Genomic DNA, 26425 nt, shown 5'->3' with positions numbered 1-26425 from the left:
GCGCTCGACCTCTCCAACCCTGCCGAACGCTCAGAATGACGCCCAGCGGCCCGGAAATCGCCCCTGCCGCGACGTTTCCGCCTCCCCTGCCCTCTCGGCTTGATCGCTGCCCTATCCGCCTGGCTTTTCTGGAAAGCCAATTGCGACGGTGCCGCTGGCGCTGTGGTCGCGGCAGGGGCGCAGCGTTTAAACGATCCCTAATCCAACAAAAAGCGTGCCGGCGAAGCCGGCTCATCATGGGGGATGCCGGGTGGGAGGATCGCAAAGCGATCCGGGGCGGCCGCAGGCCGCGAGCCGGCGGGGGCGAAGCCCCCAAGAGGCGGCGCTTTTCTTCCCTCTGACCGTGCTTCAAGCACTGCGCCAGTGAGTCGCGCTGCCTCTGTCCCGATTTCCGGGACAGGTTGTCCGATCTGGCGGGATGCTGGTGGGTGAAACCACGTCGCGGCAAAAGTTATCCACAGGGCGGCCTAGTGTTAATATATGGGTTAAAGAGTCGTGTTACGGGATTTTGGCGTCTCCGTAAGATACTGAATATAATAGTGAAATCGGCCATTTTTTGGCCTTGGGCGTCAACGGAACCCCGAATCCGGTGACTCCAGAACCCCGAATCTGCGTCAACGAAACCCCGAATCGTCGGCGAGCGTCAATGAAACCCCGAACTTTTTCGTTGCGTCAATGAAACCCCGAATCTACGGTGGCCGTCAATGAAACCCCGAATCGAGCCTGACCGTCAACGAAACCCCGAACTTCCGCTTGCCGTCAACGAAACCCCGAACGGCGCGGAGGGTCGCCCTCCCCTGTTGCCGGTTCGCTATCCCGATCCCGATCTGTTCATTTGCGATGTTCTCGACGCCATCCCCAAGGATGACATGGCCTCGATGGAGCATCCGATTTTCTCGCTCGCGACCAAGCCCGATCGGCGCGTGTTCCGCTACGAGCATAACGGCAACAAGCTCGAAATCGTCCCCAGCGTCAAAGGGCTGGCGACGATCCACGACAAGGATATTCTGATCTACTGCATCTCCCAGCTCATCGGGAAGATGAACCAGGGCGAGCGGCCGAGCCGCACCTTGCACCTCACGGCGCGCGATCTGCTAGTGTGGACCAACCGGCAAACCGATGGCGACGGCTATGACCGACTGCGGAGCGCGTTCGAGCGCCTGTCGGGGACGCGGATCACCACGAACATCAAGGCCGATGGCGAGGAAATCACCGAAGGGTTCGGCCTCATCAACGAATGGCGGATCGTGCGGCAAACCCGCTCCGGCCAAATGTCGGAAATCAAGGTCACGCTCTCCGATTGGCTGTTCAAGATGGTCGAGGGGCGCAGTGTCCTGACGCTGCACCGCGACTATTTCCGTCTCCGCAAGCCGCTCGAACGGCGCATCTACGAGCTGGCGCGCAAGCATTGCGGCGCGCAGGAAAAATGGTCGATCTCGGTCGAAACGCTACAGAAAAAGACTGGCGCGAGTAGCCATCTGCGCGTGTTCCGCTCGATGCTGCGCGATCTCGTCGCGCACGATCATCTGCCCGACTATGCCGTGGAAATGAACGGCGATACGGTCACGTTCCGCAATCGCGAGGCGCTGGATACGGTCGAGGCGATCGAGGCGGAACCCGAACGGCCCTATATCGACCCCGAAGGCTTCCACGACGCCAAGAGCGTTGCGCCTGGCTATGACGTGTATGCGCTCTATGACCAATGGGTGTCATGGTGGATCGACAGCGGACGGCCGGAACTGAAAAGCCCCCGCGCCGCCTTCATCGGCTTCTGCCGCAACAAGCACAAGACCGCCCCCTTGCGCTAGTATAGGCGTATACAGCTATACACCTATACTAGCTGGTGATGCGCCCCCTCCCCTTCTTCACGAACAGGTCGTCCAGCGCCTCGCCTAGCAGGCTTTGAACGGTCGTCCCTTCCTCGGCCGCGATAATACGAAGCTGTGTGCTGACCTCCGGGGGGAAATGCCCGCCAATCAACTTGGTCCCCTGTCGGCCGCTCGGCGGGGCCTTGCGGGACACGTCTACCGGCTCGATCGCCGGCGCTGGTGCCGGGGCCGCGTCTCCGTCCGCCTTGGCGCGGTTCAGCACCGCTTGCAGACTGTTTCCGCCCTTCGCCATCACGCCGCCTCCGCTTCATTGTATAGGCGTATAGTTGTATACTCGTATAGCCGGTGGATTTCGTCGGCCGCTGGTCCGTGCGGCTCGAACTCCTGCACGGCCTGGCCTGCGGCTTGGGCGCGGAAAAAGGCTTTGCGGTTGCCGATCGTCACCGGGCAAACCGTCGCGCCCAGCTCCGCCACGGCCTGAATCGCATCGCCGGTTTCCTGACCTTGTGGGGGCACGAAGGTAAGGACCACGGCAAAGGCGCGGTCGAGCTGGCGCACAACGTCGAGCGTGTGCGTCATGCTCATGGTGTCGAATACGGCCGTCTTGGTCGGGATCAGGATGAAATCGGCTTGGCGCGCTGCCTCATAGGCCACGTCGCGCGCGACCGCCGCCCCGTCGATCACGACAAGATCGGTGCCGGCATCCTCGCAGGCTTTGAGCATGGCGGGCAGGCGCACCGGCTGAATCGACGCCACGGCGGGCGTGTCGAGCTGGCGCACGTCTTTCCAGAACGAGGCCGTCGCCTGCGGGTCCAGGTCGATGATCGCAGCGACCTTGCCGGCCTGCTCGGCCGCGACCGCCAGACAGGTGGCGAGCGTCGTTTTCCCGACGCCCCCTTTCTGTGAGAGAATGGCGAGAACCTTCATGCTACACTCCTACACGTATAGTCCTATACTTGTATACGCGGTGAACCGAGAGGGAAAGCCCTATCGTCGCTGAAATGACGATAGGGCGGCGCTGAATCTGAACTGACGAAAGCGCGGCGCATCATTCCTCCGGCTCGGCCTCGTCATCGTCCAGCGGCTCATGCTGCATCTGGCCGTGATCCTCGATCGGGCAAAGCGGCGCTCCGGCCAGCTCCAACCATTTGCGCGCGGTCCTGACGGTATAGCCGCACGTCGCGCACTCGCATTTGAGCATCCGGGTTTTCTGCTTCTTGGGCGCGGTCGACTCTCCATCCGTATCAAGGCGGGCATGGGGGAGGGGGCCGACGCTCTCCAAGATCGGCGCGATGGCCGCAAGGAACGCCTCGCCGGGGGTGGTGGCGCGCATCGGCCCGACTAGGCCCAGCCCAAGGGCGGCCCGTTTAAACGCCTTCCCATGCCCTGCCGGGATGCCGACTGCGGCATGGACCAGCTCATGCGCGAGGATGGCCGCGATCTGCGCCGGCATGGCGTCGGGCGCGTGCGCCAGGTCGGGCCGGATGAAGATTTCAAAATGGCCGTCCGCGCTCAAGCGATTATCCCAGCACTCGCCGATCGCCTTGGCCTTCGCGCCTCTGCTGGTGAAGCCGATCGCCACGCGCACGCGGTCGGGCAGGGGGGCGTCCAGCGCCTCGAACAGCGGAGCCATGCCCTGCGCCACCGCATTGAGCCAGCTTTCACGGGTTTGGTGGGTCATCGTCCTTACTCCCTTCAAATCGCCTGTCCGGCGATGGCCATGCCATCGGCCGGAACACGGACGCCCAAGAACGCCGGCGGGAGAGGGGGGCAGCGGGATTCGATGGGGGTGGAGCGGCCGCAGCGCAGCGAGGCACGGCCCCGTCTAATCCCGTTGCGGGGGAGAGAAGGCCGGGACCGGCTTTCCCCCACAAGGCAGACGACGCGCCGGCGAACGCCGGCACCTTGGCTAGCGAGATCCGCTTGCGATCTCGCCCCCGCCATGTGGGTCGTCACCTTGGGCCAAGACCGCTTGCGGGCTTGGGGAGCGCAGCGAGTAGGGCCACGGTGCCGCGCAGCGGCAGGCGCAAATCCCAGCCTCCGAACGCCCAAGGCGAAGGAGCTTGAATTAATGTCTCCGTTTTGATACACCCAGCCTCATGAAGCCGGTAGAGTGGTTGGGAAGTAGCAAGGCCGATGTTCGCGCCTTCCCCGAAGATGCGCGAACAGATGCCGGTTGGCAGCTTGAGCTTGTCCAACGCGGCGACGATCCCGACGACTGGAAGCCCATGAAAACCGTGGGGCAAGGCGTTCGGGAAATTCGCATCCGGGAAGCGTCGGGCGCGTTCCGGGTGATCTATCTGGCGACGTTGGAAGACCGGGTTCTGGTGCTTCATGCGTTCCAGAAAAAGACGCAGGCAACGGCAAAGAAAGACCTCGAACTCGCGGCGCAAAGGTTGAAACGATGGAAGGCGGAGCAATGACATCGGAAATCTATGAGAACGTGTGGGACGCGCTCGCTGATACCGAGCAGGAGGCCGCGAACCTGAAACTGCGCTCGTCCTTGCTGTATGAAATCCGCAAGGTGGTGCAGGGCTGGAATGTCTCACAGGACGAAGCGGGCAAGCGGCTTGGGCTGACACGGCCCCGGACCAATGATCTGCTGCGCGGCAAGCTGGCCAAGTTCTCCCTGGATGCGCTCGTCAACATTGCAGCGTCGGCCCATCTGCACGTCGAGTTGACGCTGAAAGAAGCGGCCTGAGCGACGGGCAAAATGGCAGGCCATCGCCCGTTTCGCGATCTTGTGGCTGATCGCATGAAGGATTGGAGTCCAGAGCGCCGCGCCCAGTATGAGGCGCGCAAGGCGCAGTTCGAGGCCGAAATGGCGGCGACGGCCGAGCTGACCGGCCAAGCCGCGACGCGCGCGGCGATCGAGGAACTGGAAGCGGGGAAGGGGGCACGCTTCCCCAGCGTCGATGCGCTTATGACGGATTTGCATGATGGCGATTGATCGGCCGCGCAAAGGGGAAACGGCTGCGGAGTTTTTCAGGCGGCGTTCCAAAGGCTCCACATTGGATGGTCTTGACCGCATCTTGGCCAAGGTGCCCGATCGGCCTCCCGAACCCGGCGACGAATTGCCCGAAGGCTGGACGCCCGATCGGCTCCGGGACAACCGGCTATGAGGGCGATTTTCATCCGCCACGGCCAAAGCACCGGCAACGCCGGCGTGCCCTGCGATGATCTCGGCGCGATCGAGCTGACGGAGCTGGGCCAGGAACAGGCGCGCGAAGTCGCGGCGAGCTGGACGCAAGCGCCCGCGCTCATCGTCACGTCGCCCTATACGCGCACCCGGCAGACGGCCGCGCCGACGATCGCGCGCTTTCCCGGCGTGCCGGTCGAAGTGTGGCCGATCGAAGAGTTCACCTATCTGCAACCGGCGCGCTGGAACGGCACGCGCAGCGCGGAGCGGATGCCGCACCTCGAACGCTATTTGTAGGCGATTGCAAAGATACTGGCCTCTGCTCGCAAACAGCGCGGATTTCTGCTCAGATTTGCTGACAGCAGGTGGGCCATGCTGCTCACGCTATGCGACAATGTGCTCGCCATCATCCGCGCCTGCTCGCAAACGGAGAAGGCCTGTTCTCGCTTTCTGCCAATAGCGAGGAGTGCCGGTGAGCGGTCTGGCAGCGATCGTTCCCGCCGGGTTTGCCGTAAGCATCAGCGCTCCCACTTCCTCAGGCTAGCAACGGATTGATCGTATAATGCCTGGAGCGAGCCGACCTGATTGTCTCGGAAGTGAATCGTCAGCACGAGATTGTCATACGGCAGATTGGCCGTGCAGAGCCCCGGCCGCGAGCCTCCGCCCATGGCGGAGCAACTCGCCAGCGATGGAGGACGCTTCTGACCTGCTTCGGCTGGCAACTGGTATGTCCAGAAAACACCATCACTTACCTTGCGCAGTGTTCGGCCGCGCCATGAAAGCGGGCGACTTGCGCAGACAGTCGAGTTGACAAGCGCCTCTGTTCCCGCTGCGCGGGCACACATCCGCTTCTTGCTTGCCACGCCCACCAAGTTTCGCTCCGGCAAGCTTGCGCTCGGATTTAGGTAGAACGAGAACCCGTCGCTGGGATCGAGCGCTGGTAGAAAGAACGGCTTATCATTGTCGGATATGTCGTTGGCTCTCGGGATGTCGAAGACTCGTCCCTCCAACCTCCTCTCGGCCGAGGCCGAGCACGCGCTGAGCAAGCTGACGATCGATAAAGAAGCTGCGGTAAGATGCCTGTTCATGCCGGCAGGCTATGAGAGAAGCGCAACGTCCACAATCGGTGGCACAGACGACATGCGTTGCGTCCGCGTGCGGGAGATACCAAGGCGAGGACAGCCAGTATCATATCGGCACACCGGCTTCGCGGAGCCGCTCGGTCAGGTCGCGGGTGTGTTCGGCGTCCAGCGTTCCGGCGAGGAACGCGCGTATGTCGGACGGCCGGGTGTTGAGCTGGCTGGCGAGCGCGCCCGCATCGTAACCGTTGCGCGTCAGCGTGGGTTCGAGGTCGTCAATCGCCCGCGACAGCACCTGCTCGACGATCTCGGCCGTGACGGGCTTGGCAGCGAAGCGGAAGCCCTGCTCGAAGGCGAGTGTCAGGTGCATCTCGATCTGGAGCGGGGTGCGCAGGCGCTCGGCGATGAGGTCGATCGCGTCCTCGTTCATCAAGTCGGCAACCTTGACCCCCTCGGCCGCACAGGCGCCGAGCAGCCAGGCAACATAGTCGCGGCGTTCGGCGCCGATGCCCTCATAGTCGAAGGTGGTCGTGCGGTAGCCGATCTCTTCCATTTGCGGGCGGCGCAGGTCGTTGCGTAGCCGAGGATGGCCGACCAGAAGGACCGACAGCAGCACGCCGGCATCAGCCACCACCTCCATCAACCGCTTGAGGCCGGTCAGCGTCTTGTGGTGCAGGTCATGCGCCTCGTCGACCACCAGTACGACCGGGCGCTTGCCCTTGCGCATGATGTCGCGCAGGTCGCGCTCGCGGCGCTCGGCCTGCTTGGGAATCTTCACCTGGGCACGGTCACCGGGCGAGAGATCGTAGAACAGCGCCTCGATCAGCGAGGGCAACGAGGTGCGGCGCTTGTCGACCGCAAGCGACTTGGCGACGGCGACCTTGCCCGCCCGGGCCAGCTCGTCCTCGATGCGGCGCAGCAGGTGCGTCTTGCCCGATCCGACCAGGCCGGAGACGACGATCAACCTGCCGGTCTGCACGGCCGCACAGACCTCGCGCACGAGGTTGCGCTGATGCTCTGTCTCGAAGTTGCCGACGCCTTGGAACGGGCGGGCGAGCCCGTAGCTGGATTGAACGTCGGCGAGCATCAGCTTGTCCCCCGTCTTGACTGGAACCGCTCTCGGATGCGGTCAGCGATGATGGTCTTGTCGAGCGTTTCGCCCAGCAGCGCGTCGATGAAGGCGCGGTCTGCCTCAGGCAGCGAGCCGAGCGGTCGCCGGAGCTGGTCGACGATGGCGTGGCGCGCCGCGAGCCCGGTCGGGTATGCCGTCTCGACCGCCGGCTCCGGAAAAGGTGTTTGCCGCACCGCGAGCCCTGCGGTGGAGGGCGGCAGCGACGGCAGCGGCCGGTCGCCGCCCGTCACGGTCGCGCGGGGCAGCCCCAGCTGGTCAGCGAGCCGGACCACCTTGTCGAGCCGCTCCTCGGCGCGGCTCTTCTGATACTTGCGATAGCGGTAGAGCGGCACGGCGCCGCGCGACGGCTCGTAAGGGCCATGCCGCTTGCCGTCATGCTCCACGAAGAGCTGCTGGTCGAACAGCCCCCAGAGCAGCGTCACCGTCTCGCCGGCGAGCTCGGGCTCGACCTCGTAGGAAGCGCCCTCAACCGAGACGGTCGCGTCGCCCGCAACGGTGCGCCGCTCGGGCTCACGAGCGAAGGCGCAGAACCGCTCCCATGAACACATGGCCCGCACGCCATCGCCGGGCAGGTGCCGCAGCCAGTGCTCGATCCGCGCGTGTGGCTCGGAACGATGGTCGCCGTTGTTGTAGGTGACCAGCGCACGCCGCATCCACAGATTGGCTTCCGCCTCGTCCTTGGGTTTGTGGAAGTGGTACAACGTCTCGTGCACCTCCTTCACCGTGCGGAACGGCCGCTCGACCTTGCCCTTGGCGCGGGCCGCGGTGTGCCGGTCGTCGGCCTTCGGCGGCAGATGGGTGAGGACGCGCACGCCGAGGCTGCCCATCACCGACTGGAACACGCGCGACCGGCTGACCGGGCCGTTGTCCATGTAGATCGTGACCGGCAGGCCCTGGAACGGCAGTTCGGGCTCAGGCTTGGCGGCGAAGGCGTTGAATAGAAAGCGCAGCGCGGACTCGGCATCCTCGCCATAGACGCTGCGATATTCCTGGTAGACCACGCCCGAGCAGTCATCGACGGCCGAGAACAGCATCAGCGTGGGTTTGCCGCGACCCTGCTCGATCCAGAGCGGCGCCTCGACCTGCTTGAGGTCGGACGGGCTCATGTCGAAGTGCCACAGCTCGTTGGATCGCCGCGCCTGAAAACGAACGGCTGCGTGGGGGCGGGTCACGCGGGCATAGTCCAGCCCTGATGAGCGGAGCAGCCGGTCGATGGTCGCCCGCTTCAGCAGGCCGGGTGCTACCTTGACCAGGCCCTCCGGCGTCTCGACGCCATCGGTTTCCAGGAACTCGATGGCGCGGGCGGTCGAAACGTGCCGGCCCTTCTTGTTGGTGGTCCTGATCTTCAGTGCGGCGACGATCTCGGCGTAGCGCTCCATCTCGGCCTGCGGGGCAACCCGCGTCGCACCATGGTCGGACCGGCGCACCGACTTGGGGCGGTTCAGCTCGCGCAACGCCCGGTAAAGGGTCCAGATGGAGATGCCATAGGCCTCGGCCGCACGGGCGATGATCTCGGTGCGACCGGGGTCGCGTGGGGGCAACAGCGACAACCGTCGGCGAAGATCGATCAGCGCCTCTCCAGGCGGTCGCTTCGCCCGGTCAGCCATGGGCTGTTGCAGCCTCCTTGATCGATGCACCGCTGCCGCGCTTGCCTGCATAGCGATAGAGGGTCGCGACCGACACGCCCATGCGCTTGGCGATGTCGCGCACCGGCAACGTGCCCTCCTTCATCATCGCCCGTGCCGCGGCGACGTCGCTCGGGCGCATTGCCGATGGGCGGCCACCCTTGCGACCCTGCCGGCGCGCCTCCACTAGCCCCGCGGTAGTTCGCTCGCGGATCAGGGCACGCTCGAACTGCGCGATGGCGCCGAACACGTGAAAGGTGAGCATGCCACCCGGCGTTGTCGTGTCGATGCTCTCGGTCAGCGACACCAGCCCGATCTTCTCGCGCTCCAGATCCTCGGCCGTGGCGATCAACTTCTTGAGCGAGCGGGCGAGGCGGTCGAGCTTCCAAACAACCAGCGTGTCGCCTGCGCGCAGCACGTCTTCCAGAATGCGCGCCAGTTCGGGCCGGTCATCGCGCGCGCCCGACGCCTTTTCGGTGAACACCCGCTCGCAGCCGGCCCGCCGCAGCGCATCGAGCTGGAGCTCGGGGTTCTGGTCGCTGGTGCTGACCCTGGCATAGCCGACCCGCATGAGCGTCTGATCTTCTCCAAACTCGTGCGGGGCATACCGTTTTGCGACGCGGGTTTCCAGAACAGTTTTGACAAAGTGCGGCCCGCAGATTTACGTTGCCGGCCCAGCAAGGCGATCGGCTCGTCAGAAACGGTCGTTTTGCAGAACCGCTGAGGAGCCGGGTTCATGCAGGTGCTCGATACGGTTGGCTGGGTCGGTGATGGCGACGACACCGACTTCTTCCTCGCAATCGAGCGCACCTTCGATCTGCGCCTGCGCTCGAACCTGCCTTGGACAACGTTCGGCGAGGTGCGTGACCATGTCGTCGCGCATGTCGCAGCCTACAGCGGGGGCGGCACGACATGCGCCACGCAGATGACGTTCTACAGGCTTCGACGCGCGCTCGGGCTTGGCCGGCACGTCGGGCCGGATGCGCCGTTGGCGCCGCTGATCGGTGGGAAGCTGCGCCAAGCGTTCAGCGACCTGGAAGCCGATACCGACCTCAAGATGCCGGCGACGCGAGCCGGATGGCTTGGGATTGTCAGTGGTCTCTGCTTCGCTGTCGCGGTCGCGATCCTCGCCTTCACGACGCTGGCACCTCCCCTTCGCATCTTCGCTGCTGGAGCGAGCGCCTACGCGGGGCTATGGTTACGGCACCTCGACCGCCGGCGATTACCTCGGAGGTGCGACACTATCGGCGATCTCGCCCGACTGGTCACGGAGCAGAACCGTGGCAGGCTTGCCCGCGACGGCGCGCGCCTCACCGCCCCCGAGATTTGGCGGATCATCCAGCAACTGGCCGCCGAGGAGAGCGGGATCGACCCCGATCTGATTGGGTCGGAAACGACCTTCTTCCGAGCCAAAGTGCGAGCAGCCTGATCAATGGCTTACTGGATTGCATAGATTGATGCCGAGACACGGGACATTGCGTGGCGTCGGACTGACGGCTTTGGGTGCCGTTGTCGTCGCAGGCTCTTTCGTCGCTCTCGGATTGCGACCGGATGGGATCGCCAGCTACTATCGCGATACGCTGACTCCGGCAGGGTTTGCCATTTGGTTCTGCGGCTTCGTAGCCGCCACACTCGCTCCACCCGCCATAGCTGTACTCTGCTGGTTTGGCGCCATGCGGTTCCGCTACGGGTGGCTTCTCCACATCCTGCTTGTTCCTGCCACCTACGCCGCTGTGCGAGGATCAATCGCGCTCATGCTCGCGGTAGCAAGTGAGCCGGACAGCGATGGCCCAACGAGATGGGCTACCGATCCAGCAGTGATGCTGATGGTGGTTTGCCCCATCGTGTACTTTCTGATCTTGGGTTCCACAAAGCTGCGTGAGCATCGCGCATCAGCAAATGACTGCTAATCTCGACTTTGTAGTTGGCAGATACCATGAGCGGCCCTTTGCCGTTTGCGAGCAGACGCGGATGATGGCGAGCACATTGTCGGATAGCGTGAGCAGCATAGTCGGCTCGTTGTCAGGTAATCTGGGCAGGAAAAGGCGCTGTTTGCGAGCAGAAGCTGCTACGGTTGCAAGCGCCTACATGTAGCTGAGGTCGCTGCGGCACGAGCAGTAATCAGGCCTTTGTCTCTAACTTAGCACTACTTTGGCAGAAGCGTAAGGTGATCGGCGAGTGCTGGGACATACCGTCAGGACCGCGCGCAAATGGCTTGAGCAGGCCGGAGCGCCGCTTTGCCCGATCGAGGATCACGGCCAGATGAGCCAGAGCCGCTGGACGACGACAGCGAGGATGAGGGCGACGAGGGGGAATAAGCGCCCCAATCAAATGTATATCCCTTAGCATTACAAACCATGCTACAGCGCAACCATATTGCCAGCGGAGCGAGAGCAGAATGATATTGGCAGTCGGAAACACTAAGGGCGGTGTCGGCAAGACGACCCTTGCCGTCAACCTCGCGGTGGCGCGCGCGCTTGCGGGCCGCGACCTCTTGCTGGTGGACGGCGACGAGCAGGGGACCGCCCTCACCTTTACCGAGCTGCGCGCCGATCGACTTGGGCAAGCTGGCTATACCGCCGTTGCGCTCACCGGCGCGGCGCTTCGCAGCCAGGTCCGCCAGCTCGCGGCCAAATATGACGATATTATCATTGACGTGGGCGGCCGTGATACCGGCTCGCTGCGCGCCGCGCTCACCGTGGCTGACACGTTGCTGGTGCCGGTGCAGCCGCGCAGCTTCGACGTGTGGGCGCTTGACCAGGTTGCGGCGCTGGTGGCCGAGGCGCGCGAGATCAACGAGGGCTTGCGCGCCGTCGCCGTGCTGAACGGCGCGGACGCGCAAGGGGCCGACAATGAGGCCGCCTTGGAAATGATCGGCGACATTGAGGGGATCGAGGTGCTGCCCACGTCGATAGTGCGGCGCAAGGCGTTCCCGAACGCGGCGGCCGAGGGCAGGGCGGTAGGGGAGCAATCGCCGCGTGACGCCAAGGCGATCGACGAGCTGGCCGCATTGGTCAGCGCGGTATTTGTATAGCATAATGATAGCGGAGTGAATTTCGATGGCTATCGCTCGTAAACCGAACAGCAAGCCCAAGTCGCCGATGGATGAGGCGGCGGCCGATGCCTTCATTGCCGGGGCGGCCAAGCCGAAGGCCGAGCCGATCGCGACCGAGGCCGACGAGGCGGGGCAGGGGGCCGAGCCGCGCAAGTCGCCGGTGATGCTCCGTTTCGATCGCGCGTTGCTGGCGAAGGTCGATGCAGCGGCCAAGCGGCGCGGGATCAGCCGCAGCGCATGGATACAGTTCACGGTGAGCCGTGCGCTCGATGCCGGCGAGGGGTAGGGCCGGCTAGGGCGAGGCGGCCCCGGCGCGCGAAAAGTGAGTTTTGGGGTAGGGGTTCACCTTTGGGCGGCGGGCGCGCTGAAATCCACCAGCACCGGCATTTCGGGTATATCGCCGCGCAGTTTGGCGCGGCGGACGATGCTATGTTGGTCGATCAGGTTTTGCGCGTCACGACGGCCGCTCATGGTTTTCGGGAGCCACATCATAGAAACCCGCTCGACCTTGCGCCCCTTCTTGATCGGGGTGAACTCGACCCAGAAGGGGCAGAGCTTGTTGATTTCCTCCTGGGCGACCTTGAGGCAGTATTTGTTGAAATCAGCGAACCGTTCCAACTTGCCTTCCGGCACGTTGAGCAGGCCGCGTAGCTCCGCAATCGTGAACTCTTCGCTTTGCTTATATTCGAGGCCGATACGGCGTTCGATCATTTCATAGAGGCACAGCGCGTATTTCGACTCGAAACAATACATCACTTGCGTCTTAAGTCGCGCATAGACCTCGCTGTTACGCAAAATCTCAATCAGTTCTTCGGGGATGCGGTAATGCAGGAAGCCGTCTTTTTCGAGGCTTTCGTCGCTGGAGCCGAGAAGCTGAACGCGGCGCTTGTAGCTCTTGCCGCCCTTGCGGATCGTGACGATGGCGATTGTGCCCATCAGGCGCAGCAGCGAGCTTTCTATGCGCTCGTTGCCTTGGTGCGTGCCCTTGAGCGCGGTTTTGGCGATGCGGTGAATGACCGGCTCGCTGATCCGCTCCCAGGCGTTGGCAATCAGCAGATTGTAGATTCGGCGATCGGCGAGGGTGAGGGGGGACAGCTCGACAATATCGACCAGCTCGCCGGGTTTGACGATTTCCCCGTAATTGGCGGGATCGAACGGGTTTCCGCGCCCCTTTTGCGAGAGGGTGAGGGCGGTATCATCGCCTAGGGCAATCTTTGCCTTTCCGTTATTTACAGGTGAGCTTGCGCGAGTCATGTCCTCACTTTAGCAGCAACGGTGAGCTAGGCAATTCCTAAAGCTCCCCGATGGAGGGTGGGGAGGGGATACCCCAAACCTCACCGTTGATTTGGCGGCTACCCCAACACTCACCGGACTCGACCCCAAAACTCACTTTTACCGACCCCAAAACTCACCGAAGGCTACCCCAACACTCACGCGACTCGACCCCAAAACTCACTTTTCGGGGCAATTTTTCTTGGTTTTCTGCGGGTTTGAGGCACCCTGAATCTTGAATCTAAGAAGAATCTTTGAATCAGAACGCGAACGGTGAGTTTTAGGTGAGTTTTAGGGTAGCCCTGCCTGTGGATAACTCCGAACTCGCCGCATCGTCAGACCCGAAGAAGAAGAAGAAGAACACCGTCTCCTGGAGCTTCGCCCCGCCGGCTCGCGACCTTCAGCCGCCCCGGATCGCTTTAGCGATCCTCCCACCCGGCATCCCCATGATGGACCGGCTCCGCCGGTACGCTTTTTGTTTGATTAGAAATGTTTAAACACCACGTCCCTACCGCAACGACAGCGCCAACGGCCAAGTAGCAAATTGGCTTTCTTGGAAAGCCAAACGGATAGGGTGGTGATCCAATTGAGAGGGCGGAGCAGGCGGAAACGTCGCCCCTGGTGCGATTTCCGAGCCGCTGGGGCGCATTTCGGGGTGGGGGACAGGAAATGAGGTTGGAGCAGCAAATGCGCTTTACGGGCTTCCTGGGCGGCCGATTTTTTGGAAGCTAGATCTTCGACCTTCAGGGGATCATCCACCGCTGCGTCGATCGCTAATGGTGAGGTCATACCCCAAACCTCACCTTTAGAACGCCAGTAGGCGATTTTCCGCGCTTTCGAGCGATTTCTATGACCAGGGAGGGATGGCAGAGCGCCATCATTCAATATCGTTTGTATATCGGAATGATGCCGCTTCGACTACGGGGCCGTTTAAAGACTTCACGCCTTGTCGAAGCGGCCCGCGAACTCGCGATCGGCATAGTATTTGAGCTTGGCGGCGACGATCGACCGTTGTCCCGCGAAGAACAGGAACTGGTAATCCTCGCGCAGCGAGCGGACTTCATCCGGCGTGAGCAAGGGCCGCGCAAGATGCTGCTGGCCGAACGATATGCCGGTTTCGTCGCTGTCGATCGCGCGGCTTCCTCGCGCAGCATGTCGAACAGGGCGTGTTCGCCGGCGTCGAGCGCCATGCCTTCGATCGCGAGATTGGCGCGCGCGTCGGCATCATCCTCGCGCCGCATGGCGGCGTCGGCCGGTGTGCCGCGCGTGAAATCGAGCGCGCGGACTTGGGCGCGGATTGCGTCCACGTCGAGCATGTTCATGGTGCGCTTCTCCCTTCCGTTTCCGCGTCGAACGCCCGCCAGATCGCGCGAGGCCCCATGTTAGGATTCCTCCCTTTCGATTGCGGCGCGGACGAACCGCACACGTTCGGCGACAGAGGCGAGGGGAAGCGTCACCAGCTCGTAGCCAAGGCCGGAATAGACCGCGACCATCGCCTGATAGGTCGCCTGCGCTTCCGCGAAATCCTGTTTTCTTTCCGCATCGGCCGCGAATATCTCGCGCCAAGGGGGCGATGAACACGCGGGGTTGATAGCGAAACAGGTCCGCCGCTTGGCTGACATGAGCCGGGACGGGGAGGCCGCACAGGCGCAGATAGCCCGCCACATCAGGCACGCTGCGATCGCAGATCACCGGCCCTGCGCGATCGTGGGCCTCATGCCATGAGCGCAATTCCCAACCCAGCATCAATTCCGCGAAGGCGGCGCGATCGGCCCAGGGGAGGGCCGCGCCGCCGATCGCGACCTGATCGCGGATGATGGCCCGACCGGCTTCCGGCATGTGGTCGAAACCCTCCACCGCCAACGCTTCGATTAGGGTGCTTTTGCCGGAGCCAGGCCCGCCGGTGATGACATGGAAATCGGGCCGATCAGCCATTGCCCGCACCTTCCGCTTCCGCGTCGAACGCGCGCTTGCCCCGCCGCTTCCAGAGCGCCAGCACATTGCCAGCGTCGTCGCCTTGAACGCGCGCTGTACAATCGAGCAGCGCGCCGTAAAGGGTGGCGCGATCATCGTCGGCCAGCTCGACCAGACCGGCTTTCTGGACGAGGCCGCCCAGCTCTATGAGATGGCGCGTGCGCTCGCGTCGGGCCACGACCCATCCTCTCGTATCGGTGCGGCGCGCGGCGGCTTCAAGCCTGTTCCTTGCCTGCGCCAGTTTGCCTTGCGCCTTCACCGTTGCCGCCAGTGCGTCGGCCAGCCTTGCGACCGCGTCCTTGAAAGAAGGCCGCGCCCCGCGAGCGCCACGCCTCCTTTTCGTTCGCGTCGGCCGCTTCCACAGCGGCGAGCAGCGCACCGGCGAGCGTGTCCAGATCGAGCGCATCGGCCCCGGTGGACGTGACCAGCTCGCCGAGTTGCTGGACCTTGCGGGCCTTCAAAGCCTTGGCCTTGTCGTTCAGCGCCCGCAGTTCCGCGTCATAGTCGCGCACCTTTCGCATCTTCTCTCCCTCGCGCCCATGAATGGAGCCGCAGCGTAGCACGATAGCGCGCGCGAGGAACCGTTCCGATCAAGAAATGCGGCGAAGTCAATCACGCGAACGGCAGAGAGTGTGAGTGCGCGCTTATACATCGTTGCCGACCTGCGCTAAGAAGGGCAGTATAGCGGCCGTTATGGCGATCTACCATTTCTCGGCCAAGGTCATCAGCCGCGCCAACGGATCGAGCGCCGTTGCCAGCGCGGCCTATCGTGCGGCGGAACGGCTGCACGATGACCGGCTAGGGCGCGACCATGATTTCTCAAACAAGGCCGGCGTCGTCCATTCGGAAATCTTGGCTCCCGAGGGTGCGCCGGAGCGTTTAAACGATCGCGCGACCTTGTGGAACGAGGTTGAGGCCGGCGAGAAGCGCAAGGACGCGCAGTTGGCGCGCGAGGTGGAGTTCTCGATTCCGCGCGAGCTGAACCAGCAACAGGGCATCCAGCTCGCCCGCGATTTTGTCGAAAAGCAGTTCGTCGAACGCGGCATGGTCGCGGACATGAATGTACATTGGGACATGGGCAAGGACGGGCAACCCAAGCCGCACGCGCATGTCATGCTGTCGATGCGCGAGGTTGGCCCGGAGGGCTTCGGCCAGAAGGTGCGCGAGTGGAACAGCACGGCGCTGTTGCAGGAATGGCGCGTGGCCTGGGCCGATCATGTCAACGAGCGGTTGGCCGAGCTGGATATAGACGCCCGCATAGATCACCGGACGTTGGAGGCGCAGGGCATCGACCTTGAACCCCAACACAAGATCGGGCCGGCGGCGTCGCGGATGCCCGAACAGGGGCTTGAGGCCGAGCGGGTCGAGGACCATGCCCGGATCGCGCGCGAGAACGGCGAGAAGATCATCGCCAGGCCGGAAATCGCATTGGACGCGATCGCCCGCCAACAGGCGACGTTCACCCGGCGCGACCTGGCGCAGTTCGCGTTCCGGCACAGCGACGGCAAGGATCAGTTCGACCAGGTGATGAGCGCGGTGCGATCCTCGCCCGAGCTGGTGGCGCTGGGGCGGGACGGGAAGGGCGAGGATCGGTTCACGTCGCGCGACATGATCGCGGCCGAGCAGCGGTTGGAACGCGCGGCCGAGGGGCTGGCGATCGACCGGGGGCATGGTGTCGCCGACGCCCATGTGACCCGCGCGCTGGCGTCGGCCGAGGGCAGGGGGCTTGACCTGTCGGCCGAGCAGCGCGGGGCGTTGGCGCATATCACCGGCGACAAGGGCCTTGCGTCGGTCGTCGGCTATGCCGGCAGCGGCAAGTCGGCGATGCTGGGGGTCGCGCGCGAGGCGTGGGAGGCGCAGGGCTATCAGGTGCGCGGCGCGGCCTTGTCGGGCATCGCGGCCGAGAATCTGGAAGGCGGGTCCGCCATCGCGTCGCGGACGATCGCGAGCATGGAATATCAATGGGAGCAGGGCCGCGAACTGCTAGGCCCGCGCGACGTGCTGGTGATAGACGAGGCCGGCATGATCGGCACGCGCCAGATGGAGTGCGTGCTGTCCCATGCCGAACAGGCGGGCGCGAAGGTCGTTCTTGTCGGCGACCCCGAGCAGTTGCAGGCGATCGAGGCCGGGGCGGCGTTCCGGGCCGTGACCGAGCGCCACGGTTGGGCCGAGATCACCGAGATACGCCGGCAGTGCGAGGACTGGCAGCGCGACGCGACCAAGGCGCTGGCGACGGGCCGGGCAGGCGAGGCGATCCATGCCTATGAGGCGCATGGCATGGTGCAGGCGGCCGAGACGCGTGAGCTGGCCCGCGCCGATCTTGTGGACCGCTGGGATGCCGAGCGCATCGCCGCGCCGGATCAGTCGCGGATCATCCTCACCCATACCAATGCCGAGGTGCGCGATTTGAACCTGGCCGCGCGCGATCGGCTGCGCGACGCCGGCGAGCTGGGGCCGGACGTGCGCGTGTCGGCCGAGCGCGGCGCGCGGGACTTCGCGACCGGCGACCGCATCATGTTCCTGAAAAACGAGCGCGGGCTAGGGGTGAGGAACGGCACGCTGGGGAAGGTCGAGCAGGTATCGCCGGAGCGCATGGCGGTGAAGCTGGACGATGGCCGATCGGTCGCGTTTGACCTGAAAGATTATGCCCATGTCGATCACGGCTATGCCGCCACCATCCATAAATCGCAGGGCGTGACGGTCGATCGCGCGCATGTGCTGGCGACCCCCGGCATGGACCGCCATTCGGCCTATGTGGCGTTGTCGCGGCACCGCGACGGGGTGCAGCTCCATTACGGCCGCGACGACTTCGGCGACGATCGCCGGCTTGTCCGCACGCTGTCGCGCGAGCGGGCGAAGGATATGGCGTCCGACTATGGCCGCGACCGGGATGCGGAGATTCGTGCTTTCGCCGACCGGCGCGGATTGTCGGGCGAGATCCGATTGCCGGAACGGGCGGAACGCTCGCCGGTGGAGATCCTTGGCCCGCGCGCGGGAACCATGCGCCAGATGGGCGAAGATCCACGCACGGTTCGCGATGCCGGCGACCGCGGCGCTGGCGCGGGACAAGCCGCGGCCGAGCGGCAACCGCGGCGAGGCATGTTCGACGGCTTCCGGCCTGCCCCGCAGCGCCCAGCGCCGGAATCGACGCCGGCAGGCGAGCGCGAGAAGGCGGCCCCCAAGCGCGGCATGTTCGACGGGCTGAAGCTGTCGGCCGCGCCGCTGAAGGGCGCGGAGCGCGCGCCGGTCCCTGCCGATCGCGGCCAGGGCCGCGACTATGCCCGCGCGGTCGAGCGGGCCTCGCGTTCGGCCGAGGCGGTGTTGCAGGCGCGGGCGTCGGGCGCTCCGGTCCTTGAGCATCAAAAGGTCGCGCTCGAGCGCACGACACAGGCGCTGGACCAGATCAGGCCGGGAGCCTCGCGTGACCTCGCATCGGCGATGCAGCGCGATCCCGCCTTGCTGCGCGAGGCGGCGGCGGGGCGCAGCGGCCCGATGATCGAGGCGATGGCCCAGGAGGCGCGCGTGCGGGCCGATCCGAACTTGCGCGCCGATCGGTTCGTGGAACGCTGGCAGGGCCTCAAACAGGAGCGCGACCGCCTCTATCGCGCCGGCGACATGGCGGGCCGGGAGCGCACGGGCAAGGAAATGGCGGGCATGGCGAAAAGCCTTGAGCGCGATCCCCAGGTGGAATTGGTCCTGCGTAATCGCACCCGCGAGCTGGGGCTTGAGATCGGCATGGGCCGGGGGCGCGGCATGAACAGCGGCGACCTTGGCCGCGAGCTGGCGCGGGATTTAGGGATAGGCATGGGGCGCGGAATGAGCCGGTAAGGAGAGGATGATGGACGAGGATAATTATCGCAACAACGGCAGGGCCGGCGACGATCCGCAGGCGGCGTTCGAGCAGTTGCGCGGCGAGGTGGCGCTGGTGCGCCTTGCGGTCGAGGGGTTAGCCCGCGCGCGCGAGTCCATCGAGATTCCCGATTATCAGCCGACGCTCGCCAACACCGAGAAGATATTGCTGGCGCTCACCCAGCGGGTCGATGTGATCGCGAAAAGCCCCGCGATGAAACTCACCCCGGAGACGATGGGAGAGCGTGTAAACGCTTCGGTGGCGAGTGCGACGGGCGAGCTGCACAACCTGGTGAACAGCACGCGATCGGACATGAGCGAGGCGGCGCGGGAATTGCGGGGGCTGATCGGAACGACGCGCGCGCGCTGGCAACAGGATCGGTGGCTGTTTTGGATCGGGTTGGGCGGCGTGGTGCTGGGGATATTGCTCTATGCGCTTCTCGCCGGCCTGATCGCGCGCGCCATGCCCGATAGCTGGCAGTTGCCGGAGCGCATGGCGACGCGGGCGCTTGCCGAACCGACGCTATGGGATGCCGGCACGCATCTGATGCAGCGCGCATCGCCGGCGAGCTGGGAGGGGATCGTCGCGGCCGCCAATCTGGCGCGGGACAATCGCGAGACGATCGAAGCGTGCGGCGCGGCTGCCGCCAAGGCGAAAAAGACGGTGCGCTGCACGATCGAGGTCAAGCCGGCGAACAATGACCGCTGATCGGCGCGCGCGGCCAAGCTCAGCGTCATGCCTTCGCCGATCGCGTAGCGGCCGAGCGCCATATCGCCGCCACCCTACGCCGGCGCGGCACTGCCGAGGGGCGTATCGGCGTGCCCTATCGGCCTATAGGGGCTAGGGGCGAATCACGGATTTCACCTGAATCCCGTCATGCCGTGGCGCAACTCCTGACGATCTCCGCCGCGCACGCTATTGCGCGGCCTCTCTGATCCCGCATAATGTCCGAAAAACACTGTCGGATTGTAAATGTGTCCGACAACATGGTTTTGGGGGTTTTCCGTCATGCTCGTTGGCTACATGCGCGTATCGTCAACCGATGATCGGCAATCGGTCGATCGGCTCTGTTGCAAAGATTGGCGGCAGTCAGAGGTAGGCTGTCGCTCTGCGCCGATCAGGCGGCTGCTGCGAAATGGTGGTTGAGCATGCCCATGGCCTCCGTCAGCGCCGAGGGCCCAATGCCAAAAGCTCTCTCCACAAGGCGCACCTCGCCCCTGATGCCGGGCTGCAGGCACCAGGGGCGAGCCTGTCCTTTGCGCAGGGCTCGCATGACTTCGAATCCCTTGATCGTGGCATAGGCCGTGGGGATCGATTTGAAACCGCGCACCGGCTTGATCAGTATCTTGAGCTTTCCGTGATCGGCCTCGATCACGTTATTGAGATACTTCACCTGCCGGTGGGCCGTCTCCCGGTCCAGCTTTCCTTCGCGCTTCAATTCGGTGATCGCTGCACCATAGCTCGGCGCTTTGTCGGTATTGAGCGTGGCAGGCTTTTCCCAGTGCTTCAGGCCTCGCAGGGCCTTGCCCAGGAACCGCTTCGCTGCCTTGGCGCTGCGGGTCGGCGACAGGTAGAAATCGATCGTGTCGCCCCGCTTGTCGACTGCCCGGTACAGGTAGGTCCACTTGCCCCGCACCTTGACGTAGGTTTCATCCAGGCGCCAGCTCGGATCAAAGCCACGCCGCCAGAACCAGCGCAGCCGCTTCTCCATCTCCGGGGCGTAGCACTGGACCCAGCGATAGATCGTCGTATGGTCGACCGAAATGCCGCGTTCCGCCAGCATTTCCTCAAGGTCGCGATAGCTGATCGGATAGCGACAATACCAGCGCACCGCCCACAGGATCACATCACCCTGGAAATGGCGCCACTTGAAATCCGTCATCGTTCCGTCCGTCCAATCTCCGCCAAGCATGCTCAAGCTTCACGATTTTTGCAACAGAGCCGGCGCGCGGATCCTGTGGTGCACGCCCGTGTTTGGCCAGGCCGTGGGCACTCAACATATCGATGAGATTCTCGCGGTCTGGTATCCGACTCACAAAACCTTCCTCGATCTTTCGGATGCGCCCGGGGCTAAGGAAAGCTACCGCCTGAGAGGCGCCTGCGTGGCCTACGCCGTCATCCATCGATGCTCCGGCAGCAACTCTCCGCTCGACGGCAATGGCTAGAACGATTCCTCGATTGACATGATATTCATCATGCGATATGCATCGCCGACCGGGCAGACCAGAAAATCGCTCAAGGAGAATATCGATGAGCCTCGGCGCAAAGCCATTTGGCGAGAAGAAATTCATTGAGATCAAGGGCCGGCGCATGGCCTATATCGATGAAGGGACCGGCGATCCGATCCTCTTCCAGCACGGCAATCCGACGTCGTCCTATCTGTGGCGCAATATCATGCCGCATTGCGCCGGGCTGGGACGGCTGATCGCCTGTGACCTGATCGGCATGGGCGATTCGGACAAGCTCGATCCGTCGGGGCCCGAGCGTTATGCCTATGCCGAGCATCGTGACTATCTCGACGCGCTGTGGGAGGCGCTCGATCTCGGGGACAGGGTTGTTCTGGTCGTGCATGACTGGGGGTCCGCCCTCGGCTTCGACTGGGCCCGCCGCCACCGCGAGCGTGTACAGGGGATTGCCTATATGGAAGCGATCGCCATGCCGATCGAATGGGCGGATTTTCCCGAACAGGATCGCGATCTGTTTCAGGCCTTTCGCTCGCAGGCGGGCGAAGAATTGGTGTTGCAGGACAATGTTTTTGTCGAACAAGTTCTCCCCGGATTGATCCTGCGCCCCTTAAGCGAAGCGGAGATGGCCGCCTATCGCGAGCCCTTCCTCGCCGCCGGCGAAGCCCGTCGACCGACCCTGTCTTGGCCTCGCCAAATCCCGATCGCAGGCACCCCGGCCGACGTGGTCGCGATCGCCCGGGACTATGCCGGCTGGCTCAGCGAAAGCCCGATTCCGAAACTCTTCATCAACGCCGAGCCGGGAGCCCTGACCACGGGCCGAATGCGCGACTTCTGCCGCACATGGCCAAACCAGACCGAAATCACGGTCGCAGGCGCCCATTTCATCCAGGAGGACAGTCCGGACGAGATTGGCGCGGCGATTGCGGCGTTTGTCCGGCGATTGCGCCCAGCATAATCCGGAACCGGCTCATTTTCTAAGATCCGAACAAACCACAGACGCGGCGACGCCGATCACCCGCGCAGGACAATAGGAGAGACCGACATGAGCGACGACATTTTTGGCTCTGTTGCAAAGATTGGCGGCAGTCAGAGGTAGGCTGTCGCTCTGCGCCGATCAGGCGGCTGCTGCGAAATGGTGGTTGAGCATGCCCATTGCCTCCGTCAGCGCCGAGGGCCCAATGCCAAAAGCTCTCTCCACAAGGCGCACCTCGCCCCTGATGCCGGGCTGCAGGCACCAGGGGCGAGCCTGTCCTTTGCGCAGGGCTCGCATGACTTCGAATCCCTTGATCGTGGCATAGGCCGTGGGGATCGATTTGAAACCGCGCACCGGCTTGATCAGTATCTTGAGCTTTCCGTGATCGGCCTCGATCACGTTATTGAGATACTTCACCTGCCGGTGGGCCGTCTCCCGGTCCAGCTTTCCTTCGCGCTTCAATTCGGTGATCGCTGCACCATAGCTCGGCGCTTTGTCGGTATTGAGCGTGGCAGGCTTTTCCCAGTGCTTCAGGCCTCGCAGGGCCTTGCCCAGGAACCGCTTCGCTGCCTTGGCGCTGCGGGTCGGCGACAGGTAGAAATCGATCGTGTCGCCCCGCTTGTCGACTGCCCGGTACAGGTAGGTCCACTTGCCCCGCACCTTGACGTAGGTTTCATCCAGGCGCCAGCTCGGATCAAAGCCACGCCGCCAGAACCAGCGCAGCCGCTTCTCCATCTCCGGGGCGTAGCACTGGACCCAGCGATAGATCGTCGTATGGTCGACCGAAATGCCGCGTTCCGCCAGCATTTCCTCAAGGTCGCGATAGCTGATCGGATAGCGACAATACCAGCGCACCGCCCACAGGATCACATCACCCTGGAAATGGCGCCACTTGAAATCCGTCATCGTTCCGTCCGTCCAATCTCCGCCAAGCATGCTCAAGCTTCACGATTTTTGCAACAGAGCCGGCCATCCCTTCGGAATAGCGTTAATATCGAGCGCAAGCGGCTCGGTTTGTCGGGAGCTGCATGGGCCGGGGCCGGGGCCTCCGTCGCTGCGGGGTGGGCCTCATCCCATAGAGCTTTCCAACGCTCCGCCTCAATGCGGCGCGCCATTGCGCGGTTCTCAACCGCGTGCAGCCTTCGCGCTTCTCCGGGATCGCTATCCATGAATCTTGCGCTGCACGATGAATGGTAAGTTTCCGTTGCACACCATGATTAACAGCCTGCCGACGATAAAGGCTGGGCATATCGCGCGGGCGCAGCTCCTTCGCCTTGCCAGCGCCGTGCCTGCCCGATACGGTTCTGCAACAACTCTGCTTTCGGGTCGCGCACAACCCGCCGTTGTATCCGAAAGTGCGAAAGCCCGGCCCTGTGTCGGGCTTTCTTATATTCGTGCTAGACCACGCTCCAACAAATAGTTCTGGTTCTCATAGACGCCTGCGTCTATGCCGGATCTGACAGAGGAAGCGGGATGGCATTGGAACCTATCAGGGTATTGGAGTTCGCGGACGCCGATCGCGCGGACGTGCAACGGCGCGTGGTCGATGCCGTGCAAGCTGCGCCCGAACGGTTCCTGACAGACTATGCGGCCCGACCCGGCACTTTCGGAGGGCGCTACGTCTGTGCGGACGCCATGAAGGAGCTGCTTCCCGAATATACCGCCTCAAGAGAGGCCCGCGGCCGATACAACGCGCCCGTCCACAATGCCGCGGCCGTTCTGGCGGCCGAACAATACCGGCGCGTAGTAGCCGATAGCTCCGATCCGGCCCGCAACCTGGTGCTGTTCGTAACCGGGATGCCGGGGGCCGGGAAAACCTCTGAAATCCAGTATGCGGCGCTGCATGAAGGAAACCGGCTCGGCCGTGACGTGCGCGCGATCTTTGAGGGCCAGCTTGTCGATCCGCAAGCGAGCATCGCCAAGGTCGAACAGGCATTGAGCGCCGGATGCAGAGTCGGGGTAATAGCGGTGCTGCCTCGGCCAGAGGAGGCGCTTGCGCACACGTTCCAACGCTTTGAGGAGCTAGGCAGGGGCGCGAGCGCGGCCGTGATGGTGCGTATTCAGGAAGGCACGCCTGACGGCCTAGAGGCCCTTCTAGGTCGCTTTGGCGATCAGATTTCGGTTGCGGTCCATGACGTGCGCGATCGTGCGAATGTTCATCGCCTAGAAGGCATGGACGGTGTAAATATCTGGCAGAAGGAATTGGAAAATGGACCTGTCCAAGAAAGGCTTGAAAGAGAGTTCGACCGGCTCAACCAGCTCGGCCGCGTCAGCGCCGATTGCGCCCTCCAATTCAAAGGACAGTCTCCCCACGGGCAACTTTACGCGATTGGAGGCCCTGATGTTGGTGGGAGCCTCGCACATGGCGACGGACGAAAAGCTACGCCGGAAAGTGGCCGAACGTCTCTCCTGAACGCGGCGCGGGGAAGCTCGCTCGCCGGACTCTCCGACGCCCTCAAGACAGGCCAGAGCGAAGGCGACGGCAAAACCAAATCCAACGAAATCGGCCACGGCCTGCCTAAGCCGCCGTCGCCCCGGCGTTCCAGATGAACGCCCCCAGCCCGAACCTTCCGTTTGGTGTTAGCCGGGGAGCGTTGCGAGGGGCTGGCCCCTTGCTGTGGGGGTCGAGCGGGACGCTGGGCGGCCCGATCGCAGGGGGACGCTTCCCCCGCCTGCTCCTTCTTTTCCAGTAGGTGCCATGACCGGCTATCTCGGCTCGAAACAGGTTTCGGGCGCATATCAGGCTGTGATTGCCAATATGCCGCCGCACGATACCTACATTGAGACGCATCTAGGCTCCGGCATCGTCCTCCGGCGCAAGCCTCCCGCTGCCCGCTCGATCGGCCTCGAAATTGATCCGGCTACCTTTGAGTGCTTCGGCTCGATCGCGGCAGAGGAATCGAGCGCGTTCGATGGCGCGGCCGTCGAAACCTACAACGTCGATTGCCTCGCCTTCCTGCGCGATTTCGACTTTTCGGCCGCTGGGCGCGTGCTGATCTATGCTGATCCGCCCTATGTCCTCGCCACGCGCTCCCATCCGGGCACGCGCTACCGCTATGACTATACGGAAGCGGACCATAGGGAACTGCTGGCCGTCCTCGATGCGCTGCCCGCCTCGGTGATGATTTCAGGCTATCCCTCGTCCCTGTATAGCGAGCTGCTGCCCGCGCCGCGCTGGCGCGTCCTGTCCTATCAGGCCATGACGCGAGGCGGGCCGCGCACCGAATGTCTATGGATGAACTATGCGCCCGACGCGGCGCATTGGGCCACACATGCCGGGGTGGATTTCACCGATCGCCAGAGGATCAAGCGCAAGGCGGCACGTTGGAAACGCATGTTTAGCGAGCTGCCTGCGGGCGAGCGAATTGCGATCCTCGCCGCGCTGCTGGAAGTGGACTCATAGCAGGCCAGCGCCGCACTCGTTGCCGTTGTGAAATGATTAACCAAAGCATCCTAGATCAGCCCTGCGACCCGAAGAACCTTTCTCGATCATTTAGGTTCTTTCACTGGACCCGGCTGCATTAGCTGTCGGGTCCATCTTTTTGCGCCGCCAGCTCGTCCACCAACATTTAACCAAGGCGGGCAAGGGTCCGATTACCGCTCCTGTGTCAAAAGAGGCGATGAACGGCGATAACAACAGGCCCTTTTCGCGCGGCGATTTGTCGGCGCTTCTGCTGCTGCTGTTCACGCTCGCCATGATGGCCTATAATTATTCGCATCCAGCGTGGGCGAGCCAAGGCGGCATATGGGCCTACATTGTTCCCCGCCACGGGACAGCATCATAGGCGTGCGCGCCTATCCGATGACTGAACGGACAAAGCGGACGATCGGCGGCCCAACGCCCGCGAGGAAGGCAAGCCCGGTAAGCGCCAGCAATCCCCAAAACTCGATGTGGATAAGCAAGTCGCTGCCGGAATCGTCGTTCGGATCGGGCCAGTCCTTCATGGCACCGGATGATTACGGCTCCGGCTCGATGCTGCAACCTCCTAAGCCAGCAAGGGGCTTCACCGGCCAACATCATAGACGGGAACGTCTATGCCACCGGCGACATAGACGCGGGCGGCTATGCTGCAGCGCATAGACAGCGGCGACTATGCTTCAGCGGCCAACATTTCCGAGACAGGGCAACCGATCGCGTCCGCGAGCTGCGCCATAACATCCAAGGTCGGATTGGCCTTCCCGTTCTCGATAAACGAAATGTAGGAGGCCGTGACGCCGGTTTGCTCATGCAGCATCGCTTGCGACATTTTGAGGGCCTGCCTCCGCGCCCTCAACCGCTTCCCGAATAATTTGCTCAACGGGTGCGCCATA

Annotated in this window: 29 protein-coding genes and 5 pseudogenes; 17 read left to right on the top strand and 17 right to left on the bottom strand. The window is 63.6% G+C overall.

The annotated features are described in order from the left end of the window. Positions 1-704 precede the first annotated feature (704 nt). Positions 705-1808 carry a replication initiator protein A gene (locus CVO77_RS20395; RefSeq protein ID WP_004213366.1) on the top strand — a complete coding sequence of 368 codons (1104 nt, stop codon included), beginning with the start codon at positions 705-707 and terminating at the stop codon, positions 1806-1808. A gap of 28 nt (positions 1809-1836) precedes the next feature. On the opposite strand, the gene CVO77_RS20390 is transcribed toward CVO77_RS20395, so the two are convergent. The 3 genes from CVO77_RS20390 to CVO77_RS20380 form a co-directional block, all read right to left on the bottom strand. Then, positions 1837-2121 (bottom strand): ribbon-helix-helix domain-containing protein, encoded by a 285-nt coding sequence (locus tag CVO77_RS20390; RefSeq protein ID WP_013038654.1) that lies wholly within the window; start codon positions 2119-2121, stop codon positions 1837-1839. Beyond that, positions 2121-2756, bottom strand: a complete 636-nt coding sequence (locus CVO77_RS20385; RefSeq protein ID WP_004213364.1) for a nucleotide-binding protein — start codon at positions 2754-2756, stop codon at positions 2121-2123. Before CVO77_RS20385 ends, CVO77_RS20390 begins: the two co-directional genes overlap by 1 nt. A gap of 121 nt (positions 2757-2877) precedes the next feature. Then, on the bottom strand, positions 2878-3510 hold the full coding sequence (locus CVO77_RS20380) for a transcription elongation protein SprT (protein ID WP_013038655.1): 633 nt from the start codon (positions 3508-3510) through the stop codon (positions 2878-2880). A gap of 418 nt (positions 3511-3928) precedes the next feature. On the opposite strand from CVO77_RS20380, the gene CVO77_RS20370 reads away from it, so the two are divergent. The 5 genes and pseudogenes from CVO77_RS20370 to CVO77_RS20350 all read left to right on the top strand — a co-directional run. Continuing rightward, on the top strand, positions 3929-4252 hold the full coding sequence (locus CVO77_RS20370; RefSeq protein WP_013038657.1) for a type II toxin-antitoxin system RelE/ParE family toxin: 324 nt from the start codon (positions 3929-3931) through the stop codon (positions 4250-4252). Beyond that, positions 4249-4530: a helix-turn-helix domain-containing protein gene (locus CVO77_RS20365; RefSeq protein ID WP_013038658.1), complete on the top strand. Its 282-nt coding sequence runs from the start codon at positions 4249-4251 to the stop codon at positions 4528-4530. Before CVO77_RS20370 ends, CVO77_RS20365 begins: the two co-directional genes overlap by 4 nt. A 54-nt stretch (positions 4531-4584) precedes the next feature. After that, entirely contained in the window at positions 4585-4779 is a 195-nt protein-coding gene (locus tag CVO77_RS20360) for a hypothetical protein (protein WP_021223634.1), read from the top strand. Further along, positions 4769-4951, top strand: coding sequence for a hypothetical protein (locus tag CVO77_RS20355; protein ID WP_013038660.1), 183 nt, complete (start codon positions 4769-4771; stop codon positions 4949-4951). Before CVO77_RS20360 ends, CVO77_RS20355 begins: the two co-directional genes overlap by 11 nt. Beyond that, positions 4948-5259, top strand: a pseudogene (locus CVO77_RS20350) (phosphoglycerate mutase family protein); the annotation flags it as partial. The gene CVO77_RS20355 and the pseudogene CVO77_RS20350, both read left to right, overlap by 4 nt. Positions 5260-5486: 227 nt before the next feature. Here the strand turns inward: CVO77_RS20350 and CVO77_RS21130 are convergent. From CVO77_RS21130 to CVO77_RS20335, 4 genes are all read right to left on the bottom strand, one after another. After that, complete coding sequence (locus CVO77_RS21130; RefSeq protein WP_062121710.1) at positions 5487-6056, bottom strand: hypothetical protein; 570 nt, start codon at positions 6054-6056, stop codon at positions 5487-5489. Between the two features lie 100 nt (positions 6057-6156). Further along, on the bottom strand, positions 6157-7134 hold the full coding sequence (locus tag CVO77_RS20345) for an ExeA family protein (protein ID WP_007685991.1): 978 nt from the start codon (positions 7132-7134) through the stop codon (positions 6157-6159). Continuing rightward, complete coding sequence (locus CVO77_RS20340) at positions 7134-8786, bottom strand: IS481 family transposase (protein WP_007685992.1); 1653 nt, start codon at positions 8784-8786, stop codon at positions 7134-7136. Before CVO77_RS20340 ends, CVO77_RS20345 begins: the two co-directional genes overlap by 1 nt. Next, positions 8779-9375, bottom strand: a complete 597-nt coding sequence (locus CVO77_RS20335) for a recombinase family protein (RefSeq protein WP_007685993.1) — start codon at positions 9373-9375, stop codon at positions 8779-8781. The genes CVO77_RS20340 and CVO77_RS20335 overlap by 8 nt, the downstream gene beginning before the upstream one ends. A gap of 165 nt (positions 9376-9540) precedes the next feature. On the opposite strand from CVO77_RS20335, the gene CVO77_RS20330 reads away from it, so the two are divergent. From CVO77_RS20330 to CVO77_RS20315, 4 genes and pseudogenes are all read left to right on the top strand, one after another. Beyond that, the gene (locus CVO77_RS20330; RefSeq protein WP_007685994.1) at positions 9541-10233 is read left to right on the top strand and encodes a hypothetical protein; all 693 of its coding nucleotides are present in this window, start codon (positions 9541-9543) and stop codon (positions 10231-10233) included. Between the two features lie 755 nt (positions 10234-10988). Next, positions 10989-11122: pseudogene (locus CVO77_RS21750) on the top strand (transcription elongation protein SprT); the annotation flags it as partial. 80 nt (positions 11123-11202) lie between these two features. Further along, the gene (locus CVO77_RS20320) at positions 11203-11838 is read left to right on the top strand and encodes an AAA family ATPase (protein ID WP_015460616.1); all 636 of its coding nucleotides are present in this window, start codon (positions 11203-11205) and stop codon (positions 11836-11838) included. A 25-nt stretch (positions 11839-11863) separates the two neighbouring features. Next, on the top strand, positions 11864-12145 hold the full coding sequence (locus CVO77_RS20315; RefSeq protein ID WP_015460617.1) for a hypothetical protein: 282 nt from the start codon (positions 11864-11866) through the stop codon (positions 12143-12145). A gap of 56 nt (positions 12146-12201) precedes the next feature. On the opposite strand, the gene CVO77_RS20310 is transcribed toward CVO77_RS20315, so the two are convergent. The 6 genes and pseudogenes from CVO77_RS20310 to CVO77_RS20290 all read right to left on the bottom strand — a co-directional run bounded on the left by CVO77_RS20310 (position 12202) and on the right by CVO77_RS20290 (position 15626). Then, positions 12202-13113, bottom strand: coding sequence for a replication initiation protein (locus CVO77_RS20310; protein ID WP_015460618.1), 912 nt, complete (start codon positions 13111-13113; stop codon positions 12202-12204). A gap of 957 nt (positions 13114-14070) precedes the next feature. Then, positions 14071-14271, bottom strand: a pseudogene (locus tag CVO77_RS21745) (type IV secretory system conjugative DNA transfer family protein); the annotation flags it as partial. Further along, positions 14268-14453: pseudogene (locus CVO77_RS21980) on the bottom strand (hypothetical protein); the annotation flags it as partial. The pseudogenes CVO77_RS21745 and CVO77_RS21980, both read right to left, overlap by 4 nt. A 60-nt stretch (positions 14454-14513) precedes the next feature. Then, positions 14514-15066: pseudogene (locus CVO77_RS20300) on the bottom strand (AAA family ATPase). Continuing rightward, a complete protein-coding gene (locus CVO77_RS20295; protein ID WP_015460621.1) occupies positions 15059-15283 on the bottom strand; it encodes a conjugal transfer protein TraD in 225 nt (74 codons plus the stop codon). Before CVO77_RS20295 ends, CVO77_RS20300 begins: the two are co-directional and overlap by 8 nt. A gap of 37 nt (positions 15284-15320) precedes the next feature. Further along, positions 15321-15626 (bottom strand): conjugal transfer protein TraD, encoded by a 306-nt coding sequence (locus CVO77_RS20290; protein WP_015460622.1) that lies wholly within the window; start codon positions 15624-15626, stop codon positions 15321-15323. A gap of 172 nt (positions 15627-15798) precedes the next feature. Between CVO77_RS20290 and traA the strand changes: the two genes are divergently transcribed. Together traA and CVO77_RS20280 are read left to right on the top strand one after the other, a co-directional pair. After that, on the top strand, positions 15799-18933 hold the full coding sequence (gene traA / locus CVO77_RS20285) for a Ti-type conjugative transfer relaxase TraA (RefSeq protein ID WP_015460623.1): 3135 nt from the start codon (positions 15799-15801) through the stop codon (positions 18931-18933). Between the two features lie 7 nt (positions 18934-18940). Then, the gene (locus tag CVO77_RS20280; protein ID WP_015460630.1) at positions 18941-19663 is read left to right on the top strand and encodes a DUF6118 family protein; all 723 of its coding nucleotides are present in this window, start codon (positions 18941-18943) and stop codon (positions 19661-19663) included. A 409-nt stretch (positions 19664-20072) separates the two neighbouring features. Here the strand turns inward: CVO77_RS20280 and CVO77_RS20275 are convergent, their stop codons facing one another. Continuing rightward, positions 20073-20837, bottom strand: a complete 765-nt coding sequence (locus CVO77_RS20275) for an IS6-like element IS6100 family transposase (RefSeq protein ID WP_001389365.1) — start codon at positions 20835-20837, stop codon at positions 20073-20075. A gap of 28 nt (positions 20838-20865) precedes the next feature. Here CVO77_RS20275 and CVO77_RS20270 point away from each other — a divergent pair, with 28 nt between their 5' ends. Next, a complete protein-coding gene (locus CVO77_RS20270; RefSeq protein WP_007682112.1) occupies positions 20866-21120 on the top strand; it encodes a hypothetical protein in 255 nt (84 codons plus the stop codon). A gap of 85 nt (positions 21121-21205) precedes the next feature. Beyond that, positions 21206-22096: a haloalkane dehalogenase gene (linB, locus tag CVO77_RS20265; protein ID WP_013040256.1), complete on the top strand. Its 891-nt coding sequence runs from the start codon at positions 21206-21208 to the stop codon at positions 22094-22096. Between the two features lie 159 nt (positions 22097-22255). Here the strand turns inward: linB and CVO77_RS20260 are convergent, their stop codons facing one another. Then, the gene (locus tag CVO77_RS20260) at positions 22256-23020 is read right to left on the bottom strand and encodes an IS6-like element IS6100 family transposase (RefSeq protein ID WP_001389365.1); all 765 of its coding nucleotides are present in this window, start codon (positions 23018-23020) and stop codon (positions 22256-22258) included. 567 nt (positions 23021-23587) lie between these two features. Here CVO77_RS20260 and CVO77_RS20250 point away from each other — a divergent pair. The 3 genes from CVO77_RS20250 to CVO77_RS21380 all read left to right on the top strand — a co-directional run bounded on the left by CVO77_RS20250 (position 23588) and on the right by CVO77_RS21380 (position 25899). After that, on the top strand, positions 23588-24664 hold the full coding sequence (locus CVO77_RS20250; protein ID WP_106000989.1) for a hypothetical protein: 1077 nt from the start codon (positions 23588-23590) through the stop codon (positions 24662-24664). A 148-nt stretch (positions 24665-24812) separates the two neighbouring features. Continuing rightward, complete coding sequence (locus CVO77_RS20245; protein WP_006954176.1) at positions 24813-25517, top strand: DNA adenine methylase; 705 nt, start codon at positions 24813-24815, stop codon at positions 25515-25517. A 139-nt stretch (positions 25518-25656) separates the two neighbouring features. Beyond that, the gene (locus tag CVO77_RS21380; protein ID WP_158258151.1) at positions 25657-25899 is read left to right on the top strand and encodes a hypothetical protein; all 243 of its coding nucleotides are present in this window, start codon (positions 25657-25659) and stop codon (positions 25897-25899) included. Between the two features lie 10 nt (positions 25900-25909). Here the strand turns inward: CVO77_RS21380 and CVO77_RS21455 are convergent, their stop codons facing one another. Beyond that, positions 25910-26059: a hypothetical protein gene (locus CVO77_RS21455; protein WP_172668332.1), complete on the bottom strand. Its 150-nt coding sequence runs from the start codon at positions 26057-26059 to the stop codon at positions 25910-25912. Positions 26060-26205: 146 nt separating this feature from the next. After that, positions 26206-26412 (bottom strand): helix-turn-helix domain-containing protein, encoded by a 207-nt coding sequence (locus tag CVO77_RS20240; RefSeq protein ID WP_238320182.1) that lies wholly within the window; start codon positions 26410-26412, stop codon positions 26206-26208. Positions 26413-26425 lie beyond the last annotated feature (13 nt).

Origin of the sequence: Sphingopyxis lindanitolerans, assembly GCF_002993885.1 — a bacterium.
Classification (GTDB): Bacteria; Pseudomonadota; Alphaproteobacteria; order Sphingomonadales; family Sphingomonadaceae; genus Sphingopyxis; species Sphingopyxis lindanitolerans.
Note: the sequence above shows the minus strand (reverse complement) of the source record. Positions and strands in the feature narration are given on the sequence as shown.

Excerpts from the sequence above, each read along its gene's own strand:
- CVO77_RS20395 (WP_004213366.1), top strand. The coding sequence starts at position 705 with ATGAAACCCCGAATCGAGCCTGACCGTCAACGAAACCCCGAACTTCCG.
- CVO77_RS20390 (WP_013038654.1), bottom strand. The coding sequence starts at position 2,121 with ATGGCGAAGGGCGGAAACAGTCTGCAAGCGGTGCTGAACCGCGCCAAG.
- CVO77_RS20385 (WP_004213364.1), bottom strand. The coding sequence starts at position 2,756 with ATGAAGGTTCTCGCCATTCTCTCACAGAAAGGGGGCGTCGGGAAAACG.
- CVO77_RS20380 (WP_013038655.1), bottom strand. The coding sequence starts at position 3,510 with ATGACCCACCAAACCCGTGAAAGCTGGCTCAATGCGGTGGCGCAGGGC.
- CVO77_RS20370 (WP_013038657.1), top strand. The coding sequence starts at position 3,929 with ATGAAGCCGGTAGAGTGGTTGGGAAGTAGCAAGGCCGATGTTCGCGCC.
- CVO77_RS20365 (WP_013038658.1), top strand. The coding sequence starts at position 4,249 with ATGACATCGGAAATCTATGAGAACGTGTGGGACGCGCTCGCTGATACC.
- CVO77_RS20360 (WP_021223634.1), top strand. The coding sequence starts at position 4,585 with ATGAAGGATTGGAGTCCAGAGCGCCGCGCCCAGTATGAGGCGCGCAAG.
- CVO77_RS20355 (WP_013038660.1), top strand. The coding sequence starts at position 4,769 with ATGGCGATTGATCGGCCGCGCAAAGGGGAAACGGCTGCGGAGTTTTTC.
- CVO77_RS21130 (WP_062121710.1), bottom strand. The coding sequence starts at position 6,056 with ATGAACAGGCATCTTACCGCAGCTTCTTTATCGATCGTCAGCTTGCTC.
- CVO77_RS20345 (WP_007685991.1), bottom strand. The coding sequence starts at position 7,134 with ATGCTCGCCGACGTTCAATCCAGCTACGGGCTCGCCCGCCCGTTCCAA.
- CVO77_RS20340 (WP_007685992.1), bottom strand. The coding sequence starts at position 8,786 with ATGGCTGACCGGGCGAAGCGACCGCCTGGAGAGGCGCTGATCGATCTT.
- CVO77_RS20335 (WP_007685993.1), bottom strand. The coding sequence starts at position 9,375 with ATGCGGGTCGGCTATGCCAGGGTCAGCACCAGCGACCAGAACCCCGAG.
- CVO77_RS20330 (WP_007685994.1), top strand. The coding sequence starts at position 9,541 with ATGCAGGTGCTCGATACGGTTGGCTGGGTCGGTGATGGCGACGACACC.
- CVO77_RS20320 (WP_015460616.1), top strand. The coding sequence starts at position 11,203 with ATGATATTGGCAGTCGGAAACACTAAGGGCGGTGTCGGCAAGACGACC.
- CVO77_RS20315 (WP_015460617.1), top strand. The coding sequence starts at position 11,864 with ATGGCTATCGCTCGTAAACCGAACAGCAAGCCCAAGTCGCCGATGGAT.
- CVO77_RS20310 (WP_015460618.1), bottom strand. The coding sequence starts at position 13,113 with ATGACTCGCGCAAGCTCACCTGTAAATAACGGAAAGGCAAAGATTGCC.
- CVO77_RS20290 (WP_015460622.1), bottom strand. The coding sequence starts at position 15,626 with ATGCGAAAGGTGCGCGACTATGACGCGGAACTGCGGGCGCTGAACGAC.
- traA (WP_015460623.1), top strand. The coding sequence starts at position 15,799 with ATGGCGATCTACCATTTCTCGGCCAAGGTCATCAGCCGCGCCAACGGA.
- CVO77_RS20280 (WP_015460630.1), top strand. The coding sequence starts at position 18,941 with ATGATGGACGAGGATAATTATCGCAACAACGGCAGGGCCGGCGACGAT.
- CVO77_RS20275 (WP_001389365.1), bottom strand. The coding sequence starts at position 20,837 with ATGACGGATTTCAAGTGGCGCCATTTCCAGGGTGATGTGATCCTGTGG.
- CVO77_RS20270 (WP_007682112.1), top strand. The coding sequence starts at position 20,866 with ATGCTCAAGCTTCACGATTTTTGCAACAGAGCCGGCGCGCGGATCCTG.
- linB (WP_013040256.1), top strand. The coding sequence starts at position 21,206 with ATGAGCCTCGGCGCAAAGCCATTTGGCGAGAAGAAATTCATTGAGATC.
- CVO77_RS20260 (WP_001389365.1), bottom strand. The coding sequence starts at position 23,020 with ATGACGGATTTCAAGTGGCGCCATTTCCAGGGTGATGTGATCCTGTGG.
- CVO77_RS20250 (WP_106000989.1), top strand. The coding sequence starts at position 23,588 with ATGGCATTGGAACCTATCAGGGTATTGGAGTTCGCGGACGCCGATCGC.
- CVO77_RS20245 (WP_006954176.1), top strand. The coding sequence starts at position 24,813 with ATGACCGGCTATCTCGGCTCGAAACAGGTTTCGGGCGCATATCAGGCT.
- CVO77_RS21455 (WP_172668332.1), bottom strand. The coding sequence starts at position 26,059 with ATGAAGGACTGGCCCGATCCGAACGACGATTCCGGCAGCGACTTGCTT.